A 23757-nucleotide genomic window follows, 5' to 3' on the forward strand; every position below is an offset into this window, starting at 1 on the left:
TTTCAGCAAGGAAGTTTGTCAACCGGGGCGCGGCTGGCGCACAGTGGCGCTGCAGTGAACGAGCGAGAGGAGCCGCGCATGGACGCGACATACGACGTAGTGGTGATCGGCGGCGGGGCCGCCGGGCTGAGCGGGGCCCTCGCGCTGTCCCGGGCGCGCCGCAAGGTGCTGGTGATCGACTCGGGACAGCCCAGGAACGCCCCGGCGCAGGGCGTGCACGTGCTCCTGGGCCACGAGGGCGTGCCGCCCCGCGAGCTGCTGGCCACCGGCCGCGCGGAGGTGACCGGGTACGGCGGGCAGATCGTGACGGGCACCGTCACCGCCGCGGAGCGGCTCGGCGACGGGCGCTTCCGCGTGGGCCTGGCGGACGGCTCCGCGGTCGAGGCGGACCGGCTGCTGGTGGCCACCGGCCTGGTGGACGAGCTGCCGCCGGTGCCGGGGCTGGCAGAGCGGTGGGGCCGCGAGGTGCTGCACTGCCCGTACTGCCACGGCTGGGAGGCCCGCGACCAGGCCATCGGCGTCGTGGCCACCAGCCCGCTGGCCACGCACCAGGCCCTGCTGTGGCGGCAGTGGAGCGACGACGTGATCCTCTTCCTGCACACGGCCCCCGAGCCGGGGGAGGAGGCCCGCGAGCAGCTCGCCGCCAGGGGCGTCACCGTGGTCGAGGGCGAGGTGACCGGGGTCGTGGTGACCGGTGACCGCCTGGCGGGCGTGCGGCTGGCCGGCGGCAGGGAGGTGCCGCGGCAGGCGCTGGCCGTCGGCACCCGCCTGAACGCCCGGCTGGACGGGCTCGAAGGGCTCGGGCTGGAGACGGCCGACCAGGAGATGAACGGGTTCGTCATCGGCACGTACATCCCGGCCGACCCCATGGGCAAGACCGGCGTGCCGGGCGTGTACGTGGCGGGCAACGTGAACAACGTGGTCGACCAGGTCGTCAGCGCCTCGGCGGCGGGCGTGCGGGCCGGCGCGGCCATCAACGCCGACCTGGTCGCCGAGGAGGCCCGCGCCGCCGTGGCCGCCCGCCGCGCCGCGATCGCGGCGGCCCCGCCGGGGCACATCCCCGGCGAGGTGACGGACGAGGAGTTCTGGGACGGCCGCTACCGCCAGAGCGAGAAGATCTGGAGCGGCGAGCCCAACGCCGCGCTCGTCCGCGAGGTCTCCGCCCTGCCGCCGGGCACCGCGCTCGACCTGGGCAGCGGCGAGGGCGGCGACGCCATCTGGCTGGCCCGCAAGGGCTGGCGGGTCACCGCCGCCGACATCTCCGGCGTCGCGCTGCGCCGCGCCGCCCGCCACGCCGAGGAGGCGGGCGTGGCCAAGCAGATCGACTGGCAGCGGCACGACCTCGCGCAGTCGTTCCCCGAAGGCGCCTACGACCTCGTCACCGCCTGCTACCTGCACTCCAGCAAGGACATGCCGCGCGAGCAGATCCTGCGCAGGGCCGCCGCCGCGGTCGCGCCCGGCGGGGTGCTGCTGGTCGCCGGGCACGCCGGCTGGCCGGCCTGGCAGCAGCACGACCACCCGGACATGCACTTCCCCACGCCGCAGGAGGTGTTCGACTCCCTGGAGCCGGCGGAGGGGGAGTGGGAGGTGCTGCGCAGCGAGGAGTTCGAGCGCACCCAGAACGGCCCCGACGGCCGGCCGACGACCCGCACGGACAACGTGCTCATGATCCGGCGGTGTTGAGCGCTGTGTCGGGTGCTGTGTCGGGTGCTGTGTCTAGTGCCGTGTCGAGTGCTGGCGCAGGGGTCTGGCTGCGGTAGGAGTGGCCGAGCTGGGGGCCGAGGCCGAAGTAGTGGCGGAAGTTGTAGATGAGCGGGCTCCACGCGGCCGGGTCCACGTGCTGGGTCCCCGGCACGACGAGGCGGGGGTCGGCGTGCACCCGGGTGACGACGGCCTCGACGATGACGAACGAGGCGGAGACGTCCTGGCGCACGCGCTGCGCCCGCGCCTCGAACTGCAGGGGGCACTCGGCCACCCGCGGCGGCCGCACCCCGTCGGACGGTTCGGGACGCAGGCCGGCGGCGCCGAACTTGTCGGGCTCGAAGCGGCACCCGGCGTGCTTCGTGGCCGGTACGGGGTGGCGGCCGGTCAGCGGAGCCAGGCGCTCCACCGCCTCCCACTGGTGCGGGGCGGGCAGGTTGATCACCAGCTCGGGCCGTTCGGCGAGGTTGCGGGCGCTCTGTCCCTCCTCGCCCAGCCCGAGCACGATCACCTTGTCCAGGGCCCAGGCCGACGACATGGGGGCGAGGTTGAAGGTGCCGTCCGGGTTCTCGGTCGAGAGCAGCGCGACAGGGGTGCCGAAGTACAGGACGCTGGGCTCGATGGTCACGTGGTCGATCGCGGGGTCAGTCACGGCCGCAGCCTAGGGACGGGACGTTCAACCGGCGGTCGAAACGTTCCCGCCCCTCGGTGATCTACTTTGTAAAGGCGCCGGGCTGGGCGAGATAAACCGTGCCCTTTCCGGAAACCCGCGTCGAAGGGACGGCGGCCGGGACGAAGGCGGACTGTCCCGGCCGTAGCGTCAGGTCGTCGCCGAGCCTGGCCTCGCCCTCGACGCAGAGCACGATCCCCGGCACACCGCCCGGCAGGGTGTGGGCGCCGGCCCCGGTCAGCTCGTACCGGGTGAGGGCGAACTCGGGGGCGGGCGGCCGGTAGCCGTAGGCGCCCGAGCCGTCGGCCACCGGCTCGACGCGGTGCGGGTCGGACGGGGTGAAGTCCACGACGCGCATGAGCTCCGGCACGTCCACGTGCTTGGAGGTGAGCCCGCAGCGCAGCACGTTGTCGGAGTTGGCCATGATCTCCACCCCGATGCCGCCGAGGTAGGCGTGCGGCACGCCGGCGCCCAGGTAGAGCGCCTCGCCGGGCCGCAGCGTGACGTGGTGCAGGAGGAGCGCGGCCACGATGCCGGGGTCGCCGGGGTAGGCGCGGGCGATGCCGGCGTAGGCGGCCAGGCCGGGGTCCGGCGACTCCAGCAGGGCCGCCTCGGCCTCGGCGCGCAGCGGTCGCGCGGCGTCGTCCAGCATCGCGGCGAACACGGTGCGCAGCGCCTGGGCCGGCTCCCCGGCGCGCAGGGTCTCGCTCCAGGGGTTGAGGCCGGGCACGCCGAGCCGGTCGAGCAGGCCGGCGGCGGCCTCGGGGGAGCGGAAGCCGCACAACCCGTGGAACGGGGTGAGGGCGCAGACCATCTCGGGCTTGTGCGAGGCGTCCTTGTAGGTGCGGGCGAAGTCGTCCAGCGGGATCCCGCGGGCGTTCTCGTCGGCGTACCCGGCCTCGGCCTGCGCGGTCGTGGGGTGGACCTGGAGGGAGAGCGGCCGCTCGATGGCCAGCACCTTCAGCAGGTAGGGCAGGACGGGGCCGAACCGCCCGGCGCAGCGCTCGCCGAGGGTGGCGGCGGGGTCGCGGGCGATGAGCTCGTTCAGCGGGACGCCGCCGGCGGTGGAGGGGGCTCCGGGATGGGCGCCCATCCAGAGCTCGGCCTGCGGCTCGCCGGTCGGCTCGGTGCCGAACAGTTCGGGCAGGGCGGTGACCGACCCCCAGTCGTAGGGGCGGATGGTGGTGGCCAGGCGCATGGGCGTGGCGTGTGGCACGGCGGTGGCTCCAATCGTCGTCGTGTGGAGCGTAGAACGTGGCGGTGACGTGCGTGTGGCCGGGTGCTGGACGGGCGACTATACGTGGGTATAGTTTGCTTTTCGTCAGAACAGTTCACTGTACGAGCGAACAGGAGGGGCGGGGTGACGACGACCGCGCCGGATCCCGAGGACCTCACGGCCCGCGCCCGCATCAGGGACGCGGCGCTGCGCCACTTCGGCGAGCACGGCTTCGAGCGGGCCACGATCCGCGGCATCGCCGAGACCGCGGGCGTGTCCCTGGGCCTGGTGCGCCACCACTTCGGCTCCAAGCAGGCGCTGCGCGAGGCGTGCGACGAGCACCTGATGAAGATCATGCACCGGCTGCACGAGGAGGCCGCGAGCCGGCCGCTGGGCGGGCTCAATCCCGTCGCGGCCATGGGCCCCTACCGCGACTACCTGGCGCGGGCGCTGACCGAGGGGTCGGCGGCGCCGTTCTTCGACGAGATGGTGCGCATCGGCGTGCAGTGGCTCGAAGAGGCCGACCGGCGCCTGCCGGATCCGCCCGGCGTCGGCCCGCGGGCGCGCGCGACGGTGATCGCCGCGATGGCGCTGTCGTTCAGCGTGCTGACGAAGCACGTCGAGCGCGGCCTGGGCGTGTCGCTGGAGAGCACAGAAGGACAGCACGAGCTGCTGCGGGCCCTGCTGTACGTCTACTCCCATCCGCTGCTCACCCCCGAAGAGGCCGCGGAGGCCCGCGCCGCCCTCGATCGACGCGAACGGAGCACCTCATGACCGACGCCATCACCGTCTCCGGGCTGCGCAAGCGGTTCGGGCGCACCAGCGCGCTCGACGGGCTCGACCTCACCGTGCGGGCGGGCGAGGTGCACGGCTTCCTGGGGCCGAACGGCGCGGGCAAGAGCACCACGATCCGGATCCTGCTCGGCATGATGCGCGCCGACGGCGGCACCGCCAGGCTGCTCGGCGGCGACCCGTGGAGGGAGGCGGCCGAGCTGCACCGGCGCCTGGCGTACGTGCCCGGCGACGTGACGCTGTGGCCGGGCCTGACCGGCGGCGAGACCATCGACCTGCTCGGCCGGCTGCGCGGCGGGCTGGACCGGCGGCGCAGGGCCGAGCTGCTGGAGCGCTTCGACCTCGACCCGCGCAAGAAGGCGCGCACCTACTCCAAGGGCAACCGGCAGAAGGTGGCGCTGGTGGCGGCGCTGGCCTGCGACGCGGAGCTGCTGATCCTGGACGAGCCCACCTCCGGTCTCGACCCGCTGATGGAGGAGGTGTTCCGGGACTGCGTCAGGCAGGAGCAGCGCCGCGGCGACCGTACGGTGCTGCTGTCGAGCCACATCCTGGCCGAGGTCGAGGCGCTGTGCGACCGGGTGACGATCGTCCGCGACGGCCGCACGGTGGAGACCGGCACGCTGGCCGGGCTGCGCCACCTGACCCGCACCTCGATCGAGGCCGACCTGGCAGGGCCGGCCGACGGGCTGGCGGGCCTGCCGGGCGTGCACGACCTGAGCACCGCGGGCAGCCGGGTCCGGTTCACCGTGGACACGGCGGAGCTGGACCCGGTGCTGCGCCGGCTCACGGCCGCGGGCGTGCGCGGCCTGGTGAGCCGGCCGCCGACGCTGGAGGAGCTGTTCCTGCGTCACTACGACAGGACCGCCGCGCGGGCAGGCTGAGACCGGCGGCTCAGCGGGCGCGCGCACGGGCCGGGACCCGATGGCTCAGCGGTTGCGCGGGCGGGCCGGGACCCGATCGCTCAGCGGGCGCGCGGGCCGAGCACGACCGGCATCGTCCGCGTGCTGTTGCCCAGCAGCGTGTCCAGCGGCGGCAGCTCCTCCACCGGCCGGGCCAGCGCCATGTCGGGGAACGCCTCGAACAGCGCCTTGATCGCGATCTCGCCCTCCAGCCTGGCCAGCGGCGCGCCCAGGCAGAAGTGCGGCCCGTGCCCGAAGGCCAGGTGCGTGAACTGCGGCCGGGTGATGTCGAAGACGTGGGCGTCGTCGCCGTACTGCTGCGGGTCCCGCCCGGCGGAGGCGAAGCAGGCCAGCACGGGCTCGCCGGTGCGCAGGCGCACCCCGTCGATCTCGGTGTCGCGCACGGCGTACCGCATCGGGAAGTAGGCGATCGGCGAGTCCCAGCGCAGCGTCTCCTCCACCGCGGCGCTGTAGGGGCACTGCCCGGAGCGCAGCAGGTCGAGCTGCCCCCGCTCGGTGAGCAGCGCGCCGATGGCGTTGGTGATCAGGTTGACGGTGGTGACGTGGCCGGCGATGAACAGCAGCTCGATGGTGGCGAACAGCTCGTCCTCCGACAGCCGCCCGCCGTCCTTCTCGTGCAGCGCGAACAGGTCGCTGATGAGGTCCTCTCCGGGCGTGTCGCGGCGCTCGTCGATGATCTGGTCGAGCAGCTCGCGCAGCTCCTTGCGCAGCCCCGGCGAGTCCTCCAGGCCGCCGACCTGGGCGACGGCGTCGGTGAGCCGGTGCAGCTCGTCCTGGTGCGCGGCCGGGATGCCGATCAGCTCGGAGATGACCTCGCGCGGCAGCGGGTAGGCGAACTCCAGCCTCAGGTCCACCGGCTGGTCGGGCGGCATCGTGGCGAGCCGGTCGATCAGGCGGGCGGTGAGCTCCTCGATGCGCGGGCGCAGCCCGTTCAGCCGCCGCTGCGAGAACGCGGTGGTCAGCGGCATGCGCAGCCGGCGGTGGCGCTCTCCTTCGGCGTTGAGCAGGGAGGTGTCGGTGACGATGCGGTCGATGGCCGTGCCGGGCGGCATGGCGTGCCGCGCGGTCCAGTGGTGCAGCTCCCTGGACAGGTCCGGGTGGGTCAGGACGGTCAGCAGCGTGGCGTACTGGGTGGCGGCCCAGGCGGGCACGCCCTCGGCGGTGACGGGCACGAGCGGGCCCGCCTGCCGCAGCCGGTCGTTGTCGGCGTGCATGTCGGCGGTGGCCGGGTCGAGCACGAAACGATCCCCCTGCTCGACGCGGCCGGCGCCGTCGGGGCCGTCGGGGCCGGTGGCGCCGGTGGCGCCGTCCGGGTGGCGCGGCTGGTCTGAGCGCTGGCCTGAGCGCTGGTCTGCGCGTTGGTCGGTCATCGCGTCAGCCCCGTCCGTGTGGGGCCGACCGCCAGCGCGGTCACGTCCATGCCCGGGTCCCGGTCGAGGTAGAGGTCGCGGACCAGCTCGCCGGCGGCCGGCGCGTTGCACAGGCCGTGGCCGGAGAAGCCGGTGGCGTACAGGAACGCCGGCGGTCCCGGCTGGTGGCCGATGAACGCGGTCTTGTCCGGGCTGGCGTCGCGCAGGCCGGTGACGGCGGTGTGCAGGCCGAGCCCGGCCAGGCTCGGGTACGTCTCGGCGAGCCGCGCGGCCACGTCCCGGCGCCAGGACTCCCGGTCGGGGCCCGGATAGCCCATGCCGATGAGCAGCCGGTCGCCGCGATTGCGGATCAGCAGGCCGCTGGCGGCGTGCAGCGTGACCGGGACCTCCGGAGTGCCGGGCGGCAGCGGGTCGGTGGTGAGCAGCTCCTGCTCGATCGGCTCGGTGAGCGGCATGTCCACGCCCGCGCACCGCACCAGCGAGGCCGACCAGGCGCCGGCCGCGCACACGATCGCGTCGGCGGACAGCTCCCCGTCGGCGGTCTGCACGCGCCCGGCCTCCGGGTCGATGGCGGTGACGGGGCAGCCGGTACGCAGCGCCGCCCCCGCCTGCTCGGCGGCCCGCGCGTAGGCGGTGACGATGGCGGCGGTGTCGGAGATGTAGGCGTCGGGCGAGTACGCGGCGCCCAGCAGCGGCAGGTCGCCGATGAGCGGGTTGCGCTCTCTGGCCTCCTCGGCGCTGATCAGCTCGACGTCCACGCCGGCGGCGCGCTGGGCCGCCAGGTCGGCGTTGAACGCGGCGAGCTGGTCGGGCTCGGTGAACAGCACCAGGTAGCCGACCTGCCGCAGCGGCAGCTCGGTGCCCGGCCTGGTGGGAAAGGCCCGGTACGCCTCCAGGCTGCGGACGGCCAGCGACGAGCTGACCGGGTTGCCGGCGAAGTACGAGCGGACCACGTCGGCGGTGGCGCGGGAGGCGCCGGAGCCGAGCGTGCCACGCTCCAGGAGCGTCACGTCGACCCCGGCCTCGGCCAGGTGGAAGGCGATCGACAGCCCGATGACGCCGCCGCCGATCACCACCACCCGCGAGCCCGCGCTCATGTGGCCGCCACCGTTCTGCGCAGGTGGGCGCCCGCCTGCCACGGGAACAGGTGCAGGTTCCAGCCGCCGAGGCAGTTGCAGTAGAGCGCCATGTGGGCCATGATCGCGACGAAGTCCTCGTGGTCGTCGAGCCGCTCCAGCCCCGACAGCAGCCGCTGCGTGAAGTCCCACAGGCGGTCGAGGCCGCAGTAGCCGAGGAACTCGGCGGGCGTGTGGGCGAGCTGCCTGGTCATCTGGCGCAGCCACGGCATCGGCATGCCGTCCAGGGCGGCGCGCACGAGGCCGCCGTAGCAGCTGTAGCCGAGCGGGCGGGTCTCGCCGTTGACGAACAGCAGCGTGGTCAGGACCGTCTCGTAGCTGCCCGCGCCCGACGGGATGCGGCCCTGGTGCAGGTCGAGCAGCTCCTGCGGCGGGTCCAGCCAGATGCGCTCGGTCTCGGCGTGCACCTCGGTGGCGAGCCGGTTGAGCTCCGGGTCGCCGATGGGCAGGCGGGGCAGCACGTGGCCGCCCCGCTCGCCGGCGCGCCGCACCTCGGCGATGACGGGCTGCTTGGTCTCGTAGACCGAGCGCCACACCTCGCGGCCGGCCTGGACGAGGGCGTCGAGGTCGGAGTCGACGACCTTGCCGATCGGGGTGGCCTGCATGGGCTCGGTCAGCTCGCCGTACTTGATGCCCAGGTGCTGCAGCCGGGAGCAGAACAGGGTGCCGTCGGGCACCGTGCGCCGGTCCACCTTGTACTCGGCCGGGGTGTGCAGCAACGAGTGCACCGGAGCGACGTGGTACAGGTGGTATCCGGCCACGAGGGCGTGTCCCTGGAGGCTCTGGTAGGGCAGCCCGTCCCACAGGGCCTGGGCCAGGGAGGGGTTGCGCTGGTCGAGTTCGGCGGCCACGGTGATGCCGATGCCGGGCCAGGTGATTTCCACATGCTTAGTATCGTTCACAGTACGTCACTCTAACGTCACGCTTTGTGGCGATAGTGTGCAGGGCTGGGGTATTTACCGGGAAATGACTTCGCCGGGAATCAGCAGGTCGCGGCTGCGTTCGTCGCCCCAGATCGACGCGGGGTCGACGTACGGCCGGATCAGCGCGGTCAGCGCGGGATCGCCCCTCCCGGCGAGCTCGTCCAGCGCGATCCTGCGGGCCACGCCCGCCATCACGTCGGCGACCTGCACCCGCTCGTCCAGTTCGGAGTCGACCAGCCACAGCCCGGCCATCCGGCCGCCGAGGATCTCCCGCATCTGGGCGATCCGCTCGTCGGTCAGCGTGGTCTGCCTGTCGTGCACCACGGTCACCGGCCCGCCCGCGCCCCAGAACGTGACGGCTCGGACGATGGCGGGGATGAGCGGGTCGAGGGCGGGGAAGACGTACGGGTCGTCCAGCAGCCGCTCGCGGAAGGCCGCCACGCGCGGCCTGGCCCGCCACAGCTCCTCCATGATCTCGCCCGCCGGCCCGCCCGCTCCGCGCAACACGTCCACCAGATCGAACGTCTCCTCGACCGAGGTGGTGACGCCCTGGCCGTTCTTGGCGCGCAGCAGGTAGTTGAACGAGTCGAGCAGGGCGGTCCACCGCTCCGCCCCGAACGCCCGCCGCCCCTCCCGGTACAGCGCCGCGGCCGTGGCCCAGGCCCGCGGGTCGAGGCCGAGGCGCGGCGCGTGGTCCTCCTGGAGCAGGCCGGCGACCTTGCCGGCCACATAGAAGATCTTGTCGGTGAGGAACACCCGCACGTTGCCGAGCACGGGGCCCTCGGGGCCGAGCAGCCACAGCAGCGCCGCGCGGTGCTTGTCGCGCAGCACGTGCCCCGCGCGGTACTCCGTGGCGGGTGTGGGCGCCCGCAGCCGCAGCTCCCCGACGCAGGCGGCGGCGGCTCCGGCGTCCATCAGCACGCTGGCGTGCGCGAAGACGTCGCTGTTGCCGCCGACGAGCTTCTCGCCCTCCGCGCCGGACTCGTCGCACGCGATGTCGAGGGGGTCTGGCACATGTTCGAATCTAGCCGGGGCCGCCGCCCGCTCGCGAGGAGGTTTTTCCTCGGTGGGCGGTACGGATGAACTGCCGGACCTCAGCCCTCGACCCTGTCGCCGGGCGGCGGGAGGATCGGCAGGTCGCCGCTCCACTCGGAAGGGCAGGAGCCGAGACGGTCTCATCAGCCGAGGCCGTGGATCCTGGCGCGGAGGGCGTCGGCGTCACCCGGGGCGAGCTCGGCGACGAGGTCGAGGGCGCGGCCCAGGGTCTGCCGCCCTTCCGTCACCCGGCCCGCCGCCACCTGGGCCTCTCCCAGCCGCTGCAACGTCCGGGCACCCAGCGCGCGGTTGCCGCCCCGCCACGACAGCGACCGCAGGTAGTAGGCGATCGCCTCCTCGTACTGGCCGAGCAGGTGGTGGATGTAGCCCATGCTGTCGAGGGTGGCCGACTCGCCCGCCCTGTCGTCCAGCTCGCGCTGGATGAGCAGGGCCTCCTCGCAGCGGCGCAGCGCCTCCCCGTACGCGCCGAGCCGGGCGTGGAACCAGCCGATGTTGTTGAGCACCCGGCCCTCGCCCGCGCGGTCGCCGGCCGACCGGTGCAGCCGCAGCGCCTCCTCGCTCAGCGCCAGGCCCTCGGCGTACCGGCCCTGGCGGTCCTCCAGCACGCTGAGGTAGGTGAGGCAGATGCCCTGCCCGACCGGGTCGCCGAGCGTGCGGAACAGGGTGAGGGCCTGTCGCAGGTGAGAGCCGCTCGTGTCGTCCTCGCCGAGGCGGATGAGGGCCTGGGCGAGCCCGACGCGGACGTGGGCCTGGGCGGCCGGGTCGTCCAGCCGCACGGCGGCCTCCAGCGCGATCCGGTACATGGCCGCCTGGTCGTCCGAACGGGCCTCCTGCGACAGGAAACCCCAGCAGGCGCAGGCGAGCTGCCAGGCGTGCGCGTCGAAACCGGCGCGCGCGGCATGCCTGATCGCCGCCAGCAGCGTCCGGTGCTCGCGGCCGAACCAGGCCAGGCTCTGCGCCCGGTCGGTGATACGGGCCACGACCACGCCTGGCCGCGGCTCCGCCAGGTTCAACGGCACGCGGTGCAGCATCTCCAGCAGCCCGTCGCCGAGGTGGGCGCTGTGCAGGTAGTGGTCGAGCAGCCGGTGCAGGGCCTCGCGGCGCTCGCTCTCGCAGTCGTGCAGCAGCGTGAGCTCCTCGGCGTACGCGCGGAGCAGGTCGTGCCAGCCGTACCGCCCGGGTGCGGGCTCGGCCGCCAGGTTCGCGCGGGTCAGCTCGGTCAGCAGGCGGCGCGCCTGCCGCACGTCGATCCCGGCCAGGCTGGCGGCGGCCGAGGTGGAGATCTCCGGCCCGGGCAGCAGGCCGCGCAGCCGGAACAGGCGCGCGGCCTCCGGGCTGAGCGCCCGGTAGGACCAGGAGAACACGGTACGCATGTTCGTCCCGGTGTCGCCGCCGTCGAAGACGTCGAGGTTGCCCGGCTCGTCCGGGCCGTCCGGCTCGTCGAGCCCCGTGATCAGCGCGCGGAGCGGGAAGGCCGGGCGGGCGTGGGCACGGGCGGCCACGATGGACAGGGCCAGCGGCAGCCCGGCGCACCGGGAGACGATGTCGTCCACCGCCTGCGGCTCGGCGCCCACCTTGGCCACGCCGAGCCGGCGCGCCAGCAACTCGCGGGATTCAGCGGGCGAGAACAGCCCCAGCGACAGCGTACGGGCCCCCTCCGCCGCGACCAGGCCGGTCAGCTCGGCCCGGCTGGTGATCAGCGCCAGGCAGCCGGGCGCGTTGGGCAGCAGCGGGCGTACCTGGTCGGAGTCGAGGGCGTTGTCGAGCAGGATGAGCATGCGCCGCCCGGCCAGCAGGCTGCGGTAGAGCCCGGCCTGCGCCTCCAGCGTGGCGGGGATCAGCTCGGGCGGCACCTGCAGGGCGTCCAGGAACAGCCGCACCGCCTCGGCGGGGGATCGGGCGGCGTGCGTGGGCCCGTAGCCCTGGAGGTTGACGTAGAGCTGGCCGTCGGGGAAGCGGTCGCGTGCGCGGTGTGCCCAGTGCACGGCCAGGGTGGTCTTGCCGACGCCTCCCGTGCCGGTGACGACGCACGGCGGCGGCGCCTGCTCCGGCCTGGGCGCGGTCAGCTGGTCCAGGGCGGCCAGTTCGTCCTCGCGGGCGGTGAACGGCTCGGTGTCCGGCGGCAGGTGGCGGGGCACGGCGAGGCTCGCCGGAGCGGTCGTGCCGTTCGCCGCCGTTTCGTCCCGGCCGGCCAGGATCGCCTGGTGCAGGCGCTGCAGCTCCTCGCCCGGCTCGATGCCGAGCTCCTCGGCGAAGCGGCGCCGGACGCCGCGGAAGACGGCCAGCGCCTCCGTCCGGTGGTCGCCACGGGACAGCGCTGTCATCAGCAAGGAGACCAGCCGTTCCCGCAGCGGGTTCTCCCCGACCAGGGGCGCCAGCTCCGCGGCGACCTCATGGTGCCGTCCCTGCCGCAGGTCGAGCGCGGCCCGCCGTTCCAGCGCCGCCAGCCGTTCCTCCTCCAGGCCGGGCACCACGACGTCGGCCAGCCACCGTCCCGCCACGTCCGTCAGGGGCGGGCCCTGCCAGAGCGCCAGGGCCGCGCGCAGCAGGCCGGCGGCGCGTTCCGGATCCGGCTCGCCGCCGGCGCCGCGGACCAGCTCCCGGAAGCGGTGCAGGTCGATCCGGTCGCGCCCGATCGCCAGGCAGTAGCCGCGCGCCGAGGTCGTCAGCGCCGCCTCGGGGAACGGGGCCAGCAGGCGGCGGAGCCGGGAGATATGGCCCTGGACGGCGTTCCGGGAGGACTCGGGTGGTTCGGTGGCCCACAGCGCGGTCTCCAGCCGGGCCACCGGCACCGGCCGTCCCGGCTCGAGCAGCAACATCGCCAGAATGGTCCGCTGCTGCGGCGTGGACGGGCCCAGCCGCCGCCCGGCGTGCCACGCTCCCACCGGCCCCAGCAGACGGAACTCCACGCCCTCGCCGGTCACGTCGTCCCAAGCCTCCAGCCGCTGACTCCCTCGGTGATCGTCATATTTGATCACCGCTGGCAGCCTAACTGCGCAGTCAGCGGAAAATCAGCGCTATTTCAGTACCAGGCGGCACTCTGGTCCCAGTCGGCATCTGCCGCCACACGAGCCATGAGGAGGCACATCATGGAGATCAAGGTCAAGAAGGTCGAGTCCGTCAAGGCTACTCAGAACCCCGCCACGTGAGGCGCTGACACCGCCTGACTGTTTTCCCCGCGGGCAGGGGCGCCACGCTCCTGCCCGCGGGGCCTGGCATGCGTACTGGCTGGCGTGGGAGGCACGATGCGTGTGGCGTTGAAGGAATGCGAGTGGGAGACGATCGGTGAGGATCTCCTGGTGGTCTTCGACGCTCGCGAGGCGATCACCCTGGACGACCCCGACGGGCACGTGGCCGCGCTCCTGGCCGAGCTGCGCCGGGCCCCGCAGACCGCGGCCGAGCTGAGCGTCTCGCTCCAGCGGCGCGGCATCCCGCTCTCGGAGGAGGACGTCAGCGGCGGCCTGAGCGGGCTCGACTCCCTCGGCCTGGTGGAGGACGCCGACGGCCGGACCCTCGACGACCCGGACGAGAACGAACGCCACTTCTCCAACCTCAGCTTCTACGGCACCTACGCCAGTCTGGAGCGGCGGCGGGCCGGATTCCACCGGCCGCTGAGCCAGGCCCACGTCCTCGTGCTCGGGGTCGGCGGCGGCGGCTCCTCCCTCGTCCAGTGCCTGGCCGGCCTCGGTGTCGGCGAGCTGACCCTGGTCGACCAGGACCGCGTCGAATCGCGCAACTTCGCCCGGCAGTTCCTCTACCACCACGCCGACATCGGCCTGTCGAAGGCCGAGCGGGCCGCCGCGTGGGTACGCGACTACGACCCCCGCATCAAGGTGCACGCCGCCGACCGCTGGGTCTCCGCCCCCGAGGACCTCGAGGACCTCATCCAGGGCGTGGACCTCGTCGCGGGCGGCCTCGACGGCCATCCGCACGCCAATCTCTGGGCGAACGAGGCCGCGGTCCGCAACGGCGTCCCGTACGTGCTGGGGGGAGCCAACCGCAGCCAGCTCATGTACCTCTCCGTGGACCCCGGCCGCACGGCCTGCCTGGCCTGTGACTACGCCGACCGGCCGACCGGGGGCGGCCCGGACGCGGTCGCGTACCGGATCGTGGAGAACATGAAGCTGAGCAACCCGCTCACCGGGCCGATGGCGATGCAGGTCGGCTCGCTGCTCGCCCTTGAGGCGCAGCGCTACCTCACCGGGTACGAGCCGCCCCGCGCGGCCGGCCATCGCGTCACCCTGGACCTGCGCAACGGGCTAGTGCCCGAGTGGCAGCCCCTGCCCAAGAACCCGGACTGCCAGGTCTGCGCGCTGGCCCCGGCACGCGAAGGTGAGCGCGGATGAGCGCCTCCGGCACCGCTCCGGTCAGGCTCAAGCCTCTCAGCGTCGTCCCCGAGGGGGACGACGAGGTCCTGGTGGGCGACCCCGCCAGCGGCACGTTCGTGACGATCCCGGCGGTGGGCGGAGTGGTGATCGCCGCTCTCCAGCGCGGCGCGAGCGTCGAGGAGGCGGCGGCCGAGGCCGAGGCGTTCGCCGGCGAGCCGGTCAACGTCCCGTCCTTCGTGGAGACCCTCGGCGAGCTCGGCTTCCTGGCCTCCGACGACGCTGAGGGCGCTGACCCCGGGGACGCCGGGGACGCCGGGGACGCCGTGGAGCCCGTCCGCACCGCGCCCATCCAGGCCCGCCGCTGGATGACCGGCGTCCGCCCGGAGATCGTACGCCCGTTCTTCGGCCGGGTGGCCTGGACCTTCTACGCCGCCTGCCTGCTCTACGCGCTGGCCGTCTTCGTCCTGCGGCCCGGCCTGCTCCCCGATCCCGCGGTGGACGCGTTCCCCTTCGACGACATCGGGCTGAGTGCCCTGGCCTTCCTGCCGTTCGTGTGGTTCGCGGCGGCCAGCCACGAGTGCGGCCACTGGCTGGGCGCGCGGGCCCTCGGCATCCAGACCCGCTTCGGCGTCGACCGCCGCCTGTGGATGCTGGTCTTCGAGACGGACCTCACCCAGCTCTGGACGCTGCCTCGCCGCCAGCGCTACGGCCCGCTGCTGGCGGGCCTGGCGGTGGACTCCGTCCTGCTGGCCGTGCTGCTCACCGGGCGGCTGCTGATCGACACCGGCGCCTGGCAGGCGCCGGAGCTGGTCGGGTCGCTGCTGGCCGCCTGGGTGTTCATCAAGGTCATGCAGATGCTCTGGCAGAGCCTGGTCTTCCTGCGCACCGACCTCTACGCGGTGCTGGTCAACGCCCTGGGCTGCCGCAACCTGTGGCGCGTGAAGTCGCTGATGCTCAAGCGTGCCTTCTCGCGGCTGACGGCCGAGGAGAAGGCGGAGCTGGCCGACGCGACGGACACCGACCTGCGCGTGGGCCGCTGGTTCCGCTGGCTCTGGCTGGCGGGCTTCGCCGGCGTGGTCGTCTGGTTCTGCGTCCTGCTGCTGCCGGTCTTCGCGGAGACGCTGAGCTGGGCCGCCGAGGGACTCGCCGAGGGCCCGCTGACGGCTGCCTTCTGGTACCGCCTGCTCTGCGTCACCCTGCTCCTGGGCCCCGAGACCCTGGCCCTCGTCCTGGCAGTCAAGGAGTATGCGGCCCGGCTCACGGCCCGCCGTGCGGCGAGAGCACACTGAGTGTCCCAAGGGGACACCAGCGGCGGGCACGTGCCCCCGCGCCGGTGGCGGGTGCCGCGTAGAACAGGCTGAACCAGCAGCCGACCGTCGCGCGCCCGCCCGGCTGAGCGTCGTCGCCGGCCCCGCCCCCGGCAGGATCACGACGGCGGCCTTCGGCGCCGGCGGCAAGACGCTCGCGATCGGCGGCCCGTACGACGTGAGCGCCGTGTGCGACATCAGCGACCCGGCACGCCCCGGCCCGTCATGATGCGGCTGATCGGCCCCAAGAGGTCCCCGCAGCGTGAGCGCCCAGGTTCAGCGGCGTGGTGATCATCAAGGCCCAGTCGCCGCCGGACAACGCGCGAACGCGATCACGCCCAGCACCGCGGTGGCCGCCCACTGCCGTCCGGTGGCGACCAGCACGCCGAACCCGGCGGCCACGGCCGCCGCGAACGCCAGCGCGCCGGCCAGCAGCAGGACGAGCAGGGCCGGCAGCCGCCGCGCCGTCGCCCGCAGCGCCTCGACGGGCGGCACGTGCCGGTCGACCAGGTGGCCTCGGGCGATGATCACTGTCGCGGGAAACACCACGATCTCCCCGGCGACCGCGACCGCCGCGGGCACGAGCGTCCAGATCACGAGCGCGGCATCGGACGTCCCGATCAGCTGGAACCCGCCGTTGACCAGCGCTGCCGAGTCGTGGGTCGCCACCGTCAGCGCGAGCAGGGACAGCGCGGCCAGGGGCACGAGCACCAGCATGCCGGGCAGCGCGAGCCGCACCACGTGCCGGCCGGCGTCCCGATAGCCGCGGACCAGCACGCCGTGGGTGCGCAGGCCAGCGGACGATGCGGTGGCGGGCAGGGCCCTGGTGGCCAGGGGCGCCGCGAGGGGCGACACCTGGCGTTTGCCATGCACGGGAAGCGATCTTGCATTCGTAAAACTGTCAACCGCAAAGGCGCTGTTCGGCAGGCACGTATCCTCACTTGCAATGAGGTGAGCGCGACTGCGAGACTGCAGCCGTCCGCGTCGCGCATGACCAGGAAGGTGCCGCCCATGCCCGGAGGCAGGCTGACCCACGAAGACCGCCGGCTGATCGCCGAGGGGCTGGCCGAAGGACTGACCCGGACCGAGATCGCCGCTCGCCTGAACCGGCCGCTGTCCACCGTCACGCGAGAGGTGGCCCGCAACGGCGGCCCCGATGGCTACCAGGCCGACCAGGCGCACCAGGCCACCCGGGACCGCGCCCGCAGGCGTTCGCCGGCCTCCGGGAGACCCGACCGTAAGGCGGTCACGGACCTGGAGGAGCAGTTCACCGCAGTCATGATCAACACCGGGCTGTCGCGGATGACCGCCCGCGTCCTCGCCAGCCTTTACCTCACCGACAGCGGCAGCCTCACCGCAGCCGAGCTCACCCGCAAGCTGCAGGTCAGCCCAGCCTCCATCTCCAAGGCCATCGGCGAGCTCGAACGGCAGGAACTGATCCGCCGCGAACGCGACCCCCGCCGGCGGCGCGACCGGTACGTCATCGACGCCGACGCCTGGTTCCGCGGCTGGATGGCCAGCGCCCGCCAGAACACGCAGCTGGCCACCTTCGCCCGCCAGGGAGCAGCCACGCTGGGAACCACCACACCCGCCGGAATCCGGCTGCGGGACATCGGCGACTTCTTCGACCACGTCAGCAACACCATGCTGCAAGCAGCAGAGCAGTGGCGCGAGGCATACGCCGCCAGGCAGACACCCGGCCGCACCTGAACAGCCTGCATGGGCAGCCCTATGTGCCGGCCCGCGCCCGCACGCGCTGGGCGCCCTCGCCGCAGCCGCCCGATGATCACCTTGGGCGTCCTCGGAGTCGCCGCCCGGTCCGCCCGCACCGCCGGCGGACCGCTGGTCACAACGGACCAGGCTGATCAGACGAGACCGCCGGCGAGCGGGCCGGGCACGGACGTGCTGACCTTGCCGCCGTGCAGCCCCAGCCGCGGGCGAGCGCCTTGGCGGCCCCTCCGCTCGGGTCGCCGCGACCGGACGCAAGGCATGGTGAGGCCCTTGTCGAGGTGGAGCCGGTCCTCATGCACACAAGGATGGCTTCGCCGGGCCGGCACCGGTCTCCGGCATGATGAGGCGGTGACAGATCTGCTGTGGGAGGAGGTCAAGGACCTCTTCGATGCCGAGGCGAACGGCGTACTGCCGGACGTGTGCGTCCCGAACACCTCGATCGAGGACTGGCAGGCGGTCTTCGACCTCGTACGCTCGAAGGGCTGGCGATACGAATACTCAGTCGATGGGGTCGCCCTCCGGCTGCCCGCCGCCGAGCTGACGCTGGCCCTACGTGATGAGGCCAGTCCACGGCTGAATGTCTGGCCGCACCCCGACGTGCTGGTGATCTTCCGTCCGTACGCGGAGGAAACCGTCGACTTCGACGTCGATCTCCGGCATCTGCAGGGCCAGGAACGCTGGGACGTGCTCTGCGGTTTCCTGCGGGCAGTCGGCCGCCGCCTGGGCAAACCCGTGGTGATGACCCCGGAGGGAGAACCGGAGCGTCCTGTGCTCGGCTTCGACGTCACGACCGGCCGCGTGGCGCTGATGGCCGAGCTGCGTTGACTGCGCTTCCCCCGCCCGCCCACCGATTCACTCCCTCCATCCCTCACGGACGCTGCGGGAGGAGACGACATGGCTAGGCTCGGGCCGGGCAGGAAAGCGCGTTCCCGGTCGTCGGCCTCACGGCTGCGGTGGTTGCAGGTACATCGCGGAGCTCAGGCTCAGGGCCGTCCGGGGTGCTCACGCCGGGCGACGGGTGGAGGTTTCGCGAAGCCGCGCAAACTCGGGGGTGGGCAGCCCGGCCAGGTGGCCGCCGTCGCCGCCGCCACCACCACCTGCTACGCCCCCGAGCGGGACGCCCGTGCGAAGGTCTCCGGCGTGGACAGGAGCCGGGCGATGGCCTGGCGGGCACGCCCTTCCTCGCTGCGGTTGCTCAGCTCCACCGCCAGATGGAGAGCGGCGGTGTGCAGGCGTACGGCCTGGCCGGGGTCGCCCATGGTCGCCGCGATCTCGGCCAGGCTGTTGAGTGCCTTGGCCTCGCCTCGCCGGTAGCCGAAGCGCCGATACAGCTCCAGCGCCTGCTCGTGGCGGTCGCGGGCCTCTTCGTACAGGCCCAGGCGGGTGCAGGCCACCCCGAGATTGTCCAGGGCGTCGGCCTCGCCGCCCCGGCTGCCGATCTCCCGGGACAGCTCCAGCGCCTGGCGATGCAGGTCGGCCGCCTGCGCGTACTGGCCGAGCCGCTCGTGGACGATGCCGAGGTAGTCCAGCGTCACGGCCTCGCCGAACCGGTCGCCGAAGTGGCGGAACAGCTCAAGGGCGCGCAGGTTCGCCTGCTTGGCCCGGTCGTGGTCGCCTTCGTCCGTGCTCACCCGGCCCAGGCCGATCAGCGCCCGGGCCTGGCCTCGCAGGTCTTCAGCCTCAAGGCAAGCGGCCAGCGCCCGCTCGAAGTGCTCGCGGGCGGCGTCATGGCTGCCCTGCACCTGGTGCACCCAGCCGAGATCGGTCAACGCCCGCGCTTCGCCGGCCGGATCCTCGCGGCACCGGGCGGCGTCCAGTGCCTTGCCGTACAGGGTGAGAGCATCGTCGTGGTGGGCGTGGTCGTAGAGGTAGCGGTACAGCGTGGTGGCCAGCAGGCCGGTGTGTGCTGGGTCGCGGTCGGCGGCCAGGACGAGATTGGCTCGTTCGGCGTCCAGCCAGGCCAGCGCCCGCGACGCGTCATGGAGAGGCACCGGCGGGCACGCCGGTCGCTCGATGCGTGGCCGCCGGTGGGCGCTGTCGGGGTAGAGCAGGTCCATGGCGTCCGACGCCGTGGTCAGCTGATGGCCGAGCAGCCGGGTCATCGCTGCATGGGTGAGGTCCGGCGGCTCCTGATCGGCCGCGAGCTGCGCGGCGTACCGGCGCAGCAGGTCGTGGAAGACGTAACGGCCGAAGGCGCGCTGCTGGAGCATGTGCGCGTCCAGCAGCTCCTCCAGCAGCTCCTCGGCGCGCTCCACGGGGAGATCAGCGAGCGCGGCGGCCGCGTGGGGTTCGATGTCGCGGCCGGGATGCAGCCCGAGCAGGCGGAACACCTGCTGCTGGCCGGCGGTGAGCTGACGATACGACAGGGTGAACGCCGCCGCCACGCCGCGTTCCGAGGTGGCCAGCTCGGTGAGTCTGCGGCGCTCGTCACGCAGGCGTTCGGCCAGGTGGGCCACGCTCCAGCGCGGGCGGTGCCGCAGGCGGGTGGCGGCGATGCGTACGGCCAGCGGCAGGAACCCGCACAGCAGCAGGACCTCGGCGACCGCCTCCGGCTCGGCTGACGCGCGCTCGCCCACGATGCCGGTGAAAAGCGCGACGGCGTCGGGTAGCGGCAGCACGTCCATGGACACGGACCGCGCGCCGTCCAGATCGGTGAGCCGCTGGCGGCTGGTGATGAGCACCAGGCTGTTCGAGACGCCCGGCAGCAGGGGCCGGACCTGGGCGGCGTCGGCGGCGTTGTCCAGCACCAGCAGCACCCGGCGGCCGGCCAGCTCGGCTCGCCACAGCGCGGCCCTTTCGGTCATGGACGCGGGGACGCGCTCGGTCGGCACGCCGAGCTGCCGCAGCAGCACCTCCAGTGCCTCCGCGGCCTCGAGCGGCAGCTGGCCCGCTGTGTGGGCGTGCAGGTCGAGGAAGAGCTGACCGTCGGGATAGCGTTCGGCGAGGCGGTGCGCGGCATGGACGGCCAGTGCCGTCTTGCCGATGCCGGCCATGCCGTCGATCACGGAGATCGTCACCGTCGGGGAGGCGGGCCGGCACAGCTCCTCCACCTGGACGGCGCGGCCGGCGAAGTCGGCGACGTCGTAGGGCAGGAAGGCCGCCACCGGCCTGGCCGCGGCGGCGGGCGGCTCGGTCTCCGCGGGCTGGATCCGGGCAGCCGCGGGCGGCTCGGCCTCCGTGGGCTGCATCCGGACAACTACGGGCGATCCGGTCTCCGCGGGCCGGATCCGGGTAGCAGCGGGCGGCTCGCCGCGCAGGACGGTCTCCTCCACGGACAGGAAGGCATGGCCGGGGTCCAGCCCCTGCTCGTCGGCCAGCCTGCGGCGGTAGTCACGGCCGACGGCCAGCGCGTTCGCCTGGCGCCCGGCGCGATGCAGGGCCAGCATCAGCTGCCCGGCCAGCTTTTCCCGCAAGGGATGCGCGGTCAGCTCGGCAGTCAACGGGTCAAGGAGCTCGGCGTGCCTTCCTGCGGCGAGTTCGAGCTCCATCAGTCGTTCGACCGCGCCCAGCCGCCGATCCTCCAGCCGTGCCCTGGCGCTCTCGACGAAATGGGCCTGGACGCCGGCGAAGGCCGGTCCGCGCCACAGGGCGAGCGCCTGGCGCAGCGGCTGTACGGCGGCGGCCGGCCCGGACTCCGCCTCGGCCACGAGCGTCGCGAACTCCTGCAGATCGAGCTGCCCAGCCGCCGGGGTGATCACGTATCCGGCCGGCCGGGTCTGGACCAGGTGGGCCGCGTCCGCCGCACGCAGCGTGCGCCGCATCGCCGTCAACGCGGCGTGCACCTGCGCACGGGCGGTATCCGGCGGCGTCGGCCCCCACATCGCGTCGGTCAGCCGCTCGACGCTCAGCACGACGCCGGCGTGCAACAGGAAGTAGGCCAGGAACGCGCGGTGACGAGGCGCCAGACCAGGGAGCGATCGGCCGCCGGCGGACACCTCGACCGGACCCAGGATCGCAAACCGCACATTCACCTACGAATCCTACATTTATCTCAATGGCACCAAAGGCAACAGCCGACACATCGACCATGCATTGCAAGCGCATCGCGAACGTATCAACGGTCCTCCCCATGCTGGTCACATCAAGCGATCACCGCTCATGAGGAGAGAACCCCCATGCAGGCACGAATGAAGAACCCCGCTCTGGTCCTGACCGGCGCCATGAAGGCGCTCATGGATCTCGCCAAGGCCACCGAGCAGGCCGGGCTGTCCAAAATCACCACGGATCTGGTGCTGCTGCGGGCCAGCCAGATCAACGGCTGCAGCGTCTGTGTCGACATGCACGCCAAGGACCTGCGCAAGGCGGGCGAGAGTGACGAACGGCTGTTCACCGTGGCGGCGTGGCGCGAGGCGCCGTACTTCACCGAGGCCGAGCGCGCCGCGCTGGCGCTGACCGAGGAGGTCACCCGGCTCGCCGACGGAGGCCAGGTCAGCGACGAGTTGTGGGACGAGGTCGCCGGCCACTACTCCGAGACCGAGCTCGCCGCGCTGATCATGAGTATCTCCACCATCAATCTGTGGAACCGCCTCAACGCCAGCACCCAGCAGATCGCGGGTGCGGCATGGTAGCGGTCGCGCTGGTCACGGGCGCGAACAAGGGCATCGGTTTCGAGATCGCCCGCCAGCTCGCCGGCCAGGGCATCACCGCGATCGTCGGTGCCCGTGACGAGGAGCGGGGACGGGCCGCCGCCGAGCGGCTCGGCCTGCCGTACGTGCGGCTCGACGTCACCGACGCTGAGAGCGTCGGTGCCGCGGCAAAGTGGATCGAGCAGGAGTACGGCACGCTCGACATCCTGATCAATAATGCCGGGATCATGATCCCGGACGGACCGCCGAGCCGGAGCACGGCCGCGGAGGCCCGCCAGGTCTACGAGACGAACGTGTTCGGCGTCATCGAGGTCACCAACGCGATGCTGCCGTTGCTGCGCCGCTCGCCGTCGGGTCGCATCGTGAACGTCTCCAGCGAGCGCGGCTCGATCGGGGGCTCTCTGGACCAGGGCCATCCGCTGTGGCCGAGGCTCAACCTGGCCTACTGCTCCTCCAAGGCCGCCCTGAACATGATCACCGCGTCCTACGCCAAGGAGCTGTGGGACAGCCCGATCAAGGTCAACGCGGTCGACCCGGGCTGGGTCAAGACCGACATCAACCACAACGAAGGCATCAAGACCCCCGAAGAGGGCGCCGCGCCCATCGTGGCCATGGCTCTGCTGGACGCCGACGGCCCCACCGCCACCTTCGTCCGGCACGAAGGCCCCCTTCCCTGGTGAAATCCCGAAGGAGACAACAGTCATGGATCTGCGTAACGCCGTCCGGGGGCGCGTGCTGCTCCCCGGCGAGGACGGGTTCGACCAGGCGGCCGGCCCGTGGGCGGTGGGCGTCCACCAGCCGGTGGCGGCCGTGGTGGAGGCCGAGGACGCTGCCGACGTGGCTGCGCTGGTGCGGTACGCCCGCGAAGCGGGGCTGACGGTCGCCGCCCAGCCGTCGGGCCATGGCGCGTCGGGCGACGTGCAAGGTGTGATCCTCCTGCGCACCGGCCGCCTGGACCGGGTGGAAATCGACGCGCGGGCGCGCATCGCCCGGGTCGGCGCCGGGGTGCGGTGGGGCCGGCTGCTGGCCGAGACCGGCGCGTACGGGCTCATGGGGCCGGCCGGCAGCAGCCCGGCGGTGACGGTGGCCGGGTTCGTCGCCGGTGGCGGGATCTCGTGGTTCAGCCGCAGCCAAGGCTGGGCCGCCGACTCGGTACGTGCCTTCGAGATCGTCGACGCCGACGGCAGGCAGGTGCGGGTCACCGGCGACTCTGACAGCGAGCTGTTCTGGGCGTTGCGCGGCGGCGGCGGCGACTACGCGCTGATCACCTCGATCGAGCTGGCTCTGTACCCGGCGCCCAGCGTGTACGGCGGCCGGATCATCTGGCCCGCGGCCCGCGCAGGCGCGGTGTTCGACGCCTTCCGCCAGATCACCGCGGACGCTCCGCGCGAGCTGTCGGTGTGGATCAACCGGACGGCCCCGCCGCCGCCCGCCCCGCCGATGGTCTCCGTGGACGTGACCTACCTCGGCGACGAGGCCGAGGCCAAGGCGCTCCTGGCCGCCTTCGACGAGATCGGCGGCAGCCTCTCCGACAGCCGCGGCCTGATGGACCTCGCCGACCTGGGCACGATCGCGGCCGAGCCGGTCGAGCCCAGCCCCATGTTGGCCCGCACCGAGTTGCTGACCGGCCTGGACGCGGCGACGCTGGAGACGCTCAGCGGCGCCGACCTCGCGCCCTTGCTGAACCTGCAGGTCCGGCATCTGGGCGGGGCGCTGGCCGAGGCCGATCCCGCCGGCGGCGCGGGCGGGCCGCTGGCCGAGCGGTACCTGCTCTACCTGCTCGGCCTGCGGCTGCCCCACCTGGCCGACGCCGTGCAGGGCAAGCAGGCCGCCCTGGTCGAGGCGTTGGGCCAGGCGGTCAGCGGGCGCAAGCCGTACACGTTCCTCGCGCCGGGGGAGAACGCCGCCCAGGCCTTCCCCGCCGGCACCCTGGCCCGGCTGCGCCAGACCAAGCGCCACCACGACCCCAACGGCACGTTCCGCGCCAACTTCCCTGTCCTGGACTGAAGGAGCGCGATCAG

The 23757-nt window shown here is 73.1% G+C and carries 19 protein-coding genes; 10 read left to right on the forward strand and 9 right to left on the reverse strand.

Features of this window, described 5'->3' with window-relative positions; translation table 11 throughout:
* Window positions 1-78 precede the first annotated feature (78 nt).
* Window positions 79-1683 (forward strand): bifunctional NAD(P)/FAD-dependent oxidoreductase/class I SAM-dependent methyltransferase, encoded by a 1605-nt coding sequence (locus AB0I79_RS42240; protein ID WP_357885801.1) that lies wholly within the window; start codon window positions 79-81, stop codon window positions 1681-1683.
* On the opposite strand, the gene AB0I79_RS42245 is transcribed toward AB0I79_RS42240, so the two are convergent.
* Window positions 1664-2353, reverse strand: a complete 690-nt coding sequence (locus AB0I79_RS42245) for a flavin reductase family protein (RefSeq protein ID WP_357885803.1) — start codon at window positions 2351-2353, stop codon at window positions 1664-1666. The two genes, AB0I79_RS42240 and AB0I79_RS42245, sit on opposite strands and share 20 nt — an antisense overlap.
* Before the next feature lie 61 nt (window positions 2354-2414).
* The gene (gene manA, locus AB0I79_RS42250) at window positions 2415-3587 is read right to left on the reverse strand and encodes a mannose-6-phosphate isomerase, class I (protein WP_357885805.1); all 1173 of its coding nucleotides are present in this window, start codon (window positions 3585-3587) and stop codon (window positions 2415-2417) included.
* A gap of 144 nt (window positions 3588-3731) precedes the next feature.
* Here manA and AB0I79_RS42255 point away from each other — a divergent pair, with 144 nt between their 5' ends.
* Together AB0I79_RS42255 and AB0I79_RS42260 are read left to right on the forward strand one after the other, a co-directional pair.
* Window positions 3732-4361, forward strand: coding sequence for a helix-turn-helix domain-containing protein (locus AB0I79_RS42255; protein ID WP_357885807.1), 630 nt, complete (start codon window positions 3732-3734; stop codon window positions 4359-4361).
* A complete protein-coding gene (locus tag AB0I79_RS42260; protein ID WP_357885809.1) occupies window positions 4358-5260 on the forward strand; it encodes an ABC transporter ATP-binding protein in 903 nt (300 codons plus the stop codon). The genes AB0I79_RS42255 and AB0I79_RS42260 overlap by 4 nt, the downstream gene beginning before the upstream one ends.
* 80 nt (window positions 5261-5340) lie before the next feature.
* Here the strand turns inward: AB0I79_RS42260 and AB0I79_RS42265 are convergent, their stop codons facing one another.
* From AB0I79_RS42265 to AB0I79_RS42285, 5 genes are all read right to left on the reverse strand, one after another.
* On the reverse strand, window positions 5341-6669 hold the full coding sequence (locus AB0I79_RS42265; RefSeq protein ID WP_357885811.1) for a cytochrome P450: 1329 nt from the start codon (window positions 6667-6669) through the stop codon (window positions 5341-5343).
* Entirely contained in the window at window positions 6666-7766 is a 1101-nt protein-coding gene (locus AB0I79_RS42270; protein WP_357885813.1) for an FAD-dependent oxidoreductase, read from the reverse strand. The genes AB0I79_RS42265 and AB0I79_RS42270 overlap by 4 nt, the downstream gene beginning before the upstream one ends.
* Entirely contained in the window at window positions 7763-8689 is a 927-nt protein-coding gene (locus tag AB0I79_RS42275; protein WP_357885815.1) for a hypothetical protein, read from the reverse strand. The genes AB0I79_RS42270 and AB0I79_RS42275 overlap by 4 nt, the downstream gene beginning before the upstream one ends.
* Before the next feature lie 72 nt (window positions 8690-8761).
* Entirely contained in the window at window positions 8762-9742 is a 981-nt protein-coding gene (locus AB0I79_RS42280) for a hypothetical protein (protein WP_357885816.1), read from the reverse strand.
* 164 nt (window positions 9743-9906) lie between these two features.
* On the reverse strand, window positions 9907-12762 hold the full coding sequence (locus AB0I79_RS42285) for a BTAD domain-containing putative transcriptional regulator (protein ID WP_357885818.1): 2856 nt from the start codon (window positions 12760-12762) through the stop codon (window positions 9907-9909).
* A 267-nt stretch (window positions 12763-13029) separates the two neighbouring features.
* Between AB0I79_RS42285 and AB0I79_RS42290 the strand changes: the two genes are divergently transcribed.
* Window positions 13030-14130: a ThiF family adenylyltransferase gene (locus AB0I79_RS42290; RefSeq protein WP_357885820.1), complete on the forward strand. Its 1101-nt coding sequence runs from the start codon at window positions 13030-13032 to the stop codon at window positions 14128-14130.
* Entirely contained in the window at window positions 14127-15401 is a 1275-nt protein-coding gene (locus AB0I79_RS42295; protein WP_357885822.1) for a hypothetical protein, read from the forward strand. The genes AB0I79_RS42290 and AB0I79_RS42295 overlap by 4 nt, the downstream gene beginning before the upstream one ends.
* Before the next feature lie 312 nt (window positions 15402-15713).
* Here the strand turns inward: AB0I79_RS42295 and AB0I79_RS42300 are convergent, their stop codons facing one another.
* Window positions 15714-16292, reverse strand: coding sequence for a hypothetical protein (locus AB0I79_RS42300; RefSeq protein WP_357885824.1), 579 nt, complete (start codon window positions 16290-16292; stop codon window positions 15714-15716).
* A 138-nt stretch (window positions 16293-16430) separates the two neighbouring features.
* On the opposite strand from AB0I79_RS42300, the gene AB0I79_RS42305 reads away from it, so the two are divergent.
* Together AB0I79_RS42305 and AB0I79_RS42310 are read left to right on the forward strand one after the other, a co-directional pair.
* Complete coding sequence (locus AB0I79_RS42305) at window positions 16431-17129, forward strand: MarR family transcriptional regulator (protein WP_357885826.1); 699 nt, start codon at window positions 16431-16433, stop codon at window positions 17127-17129.
* Window positions 17130-17498: 369 nt separating this feature from the next.
* Window positions 17499-17975 carry a hypothetical protein gene (locus AB0I79_RS42310; protein WP_357885828.1) on the forward strand — a complete coding sequence of 159 codons (477 nt, stop codon included), beginning with the start codon at window positions 17499-17501 and terminating at the stop codon, window positions 17973-17975.
* A gap of 275 nt (window positions 17976-18250) precedes the next feature.
* Here AB0I79_RS42310 and AB0I79_RS42315 read toward each other — a convergent pair whose 3' ends face one another.
* Window positions 18251-21121: a BTAD domain-containing putative transcriptional regulator gene (locus AB0I79_RS42315; protein WP_357885830.1), complete on the reverse strand. Its 2871-nt coding sequence runs from the start codon at window positions 21119-21121 to the stop codon at window positions 18251-18253.
* Between the two features lie 144 nt (window positions 21122-21265).
* Here AB0I79_RS42315 and AB0I79_RS42320 point away from each other — a divergent pair, with 144 nt between their 5' ends.
* The 3 genes from AB0I79_RS42320 to AB0I79_RS42330 are packed head-to-tail and all read left to right on the forward strand — an operon-like array spanning window position 21266 to window position 23743.
* On the forward strand, window positions 21266-21718 hold the full coding sequence (locus AB0I79_RS42320) for a carboxymuconolactone decarboxylase family protein (protein ID WP_357885832.1): 453 nt from the start codon (window positions 21266-21268) through the stop codon (window positions 21716-21718).
* Window positions 21712-22416, forward strand: a complete 705-nt coding sequence (locus AB0I79_RS42325; protein ID WP_357885834.1) for an SDR family oxidoreductase — start codon at window positions 21712-21714, stop codon at window positions 22414-22416. Before AB0I79_RS42320 ends, AB0I79_RS42325 begins: the two co-directional genes overlap by 7 nt.
* Before the next feature lie 22 nt (window positions 22417-22438).
* On the forward strand, window positions 22439-23743 hold the full coding sequence (locus AB0I79_RS42330; RefSeq protein ID WP_357885836.1) for an FAD-binding protein: 1305 nt from the start codon (window positions 22439-22441) through the stop codon (window positions 23741-23743).
* The last annotated feature ends 14 nt before the right edge of the window (window positions 23744-23757 follow it).

The organism is Nonomuraea sp. NPDC050202 (assembly GCF_040656115.1).
Classification (GTDB): Bacteria; Actinomycetota; Actinomycetes; order Streptosporangiales; family Streptosporangiaceae; genus Nonomuraea.

Coding starts and splice junctions, on each gene's coding strand:
- AB0I79_RS42265 (WP_357885811.1), bottom strand. CDS start 6,669: ATGACCGACCAACGCGCAGACCAGCGCTCAGGCCAGCGCTCAGACCAG.
- AB0I79_RS42295 (WP_357885822.1), top strand. CDS start 14,127: ATGAGCGCCTCCGGCACCGCTCCGGTCAGGCTCAAGCCTCTCAGCGTC.
- AB0I79_RS42320 (WP_357885832.1), top strand. CDS start 21,266: ATGCAGGCACGAATGAAGAACCCCGCTCTGGTCCTGACCGGCGCCATG.
- AB0I79_RS42325 (WP_357885834.1), top strand. CDS start 21,712: ATGGTAGCGGTCGCGCTGGTCACGGGCGCGAACAAGGGCATCGGTTTC.
- AB0I79_RS42305 (WP_357885826.1), top strand. CDS start 16,431: ATGCCCGGAGGCAGGCTGACCCACGAAGACCGCCGGCTGATCGCCGAG.
- AB0I79_RS42240 (WP_357885801.1), top strand. CDS start 79: ATGGACGCGACATACGACGTAGTGGTGATCGGCGGCGGGGCCGCCGGG.
- AB0I79_RS42260 (WP_357885809.1), top strand. CDS start 4,358: ATGACCGACGCCATCACCGTCTCCGGGCTGCGCAAGCGGTTCGGGCGC.
- AB0I79_RS42330 (WP_357885836.1), top strand. CDS start 22,439: ATGGATCTGCGTAACGCCGTCCGGGGGCGCGTGCTGCTCCCCGGCGAG.
- AB0I79_RS42290 (WP_357885820.1), top strand. CDS start 13,030: ATGCGTGTGGCGTTGAAGGAATGCGAGTGGGAGACGATCGGTGAGGAT.
- AB0I79_RS42270 (WP_357885813.1), bottom strand. CDS start 7,766: ATGAGCGCGGGCTCGCGGGTGGTGGTGATCGGCGGCGGCGTCATCGGG.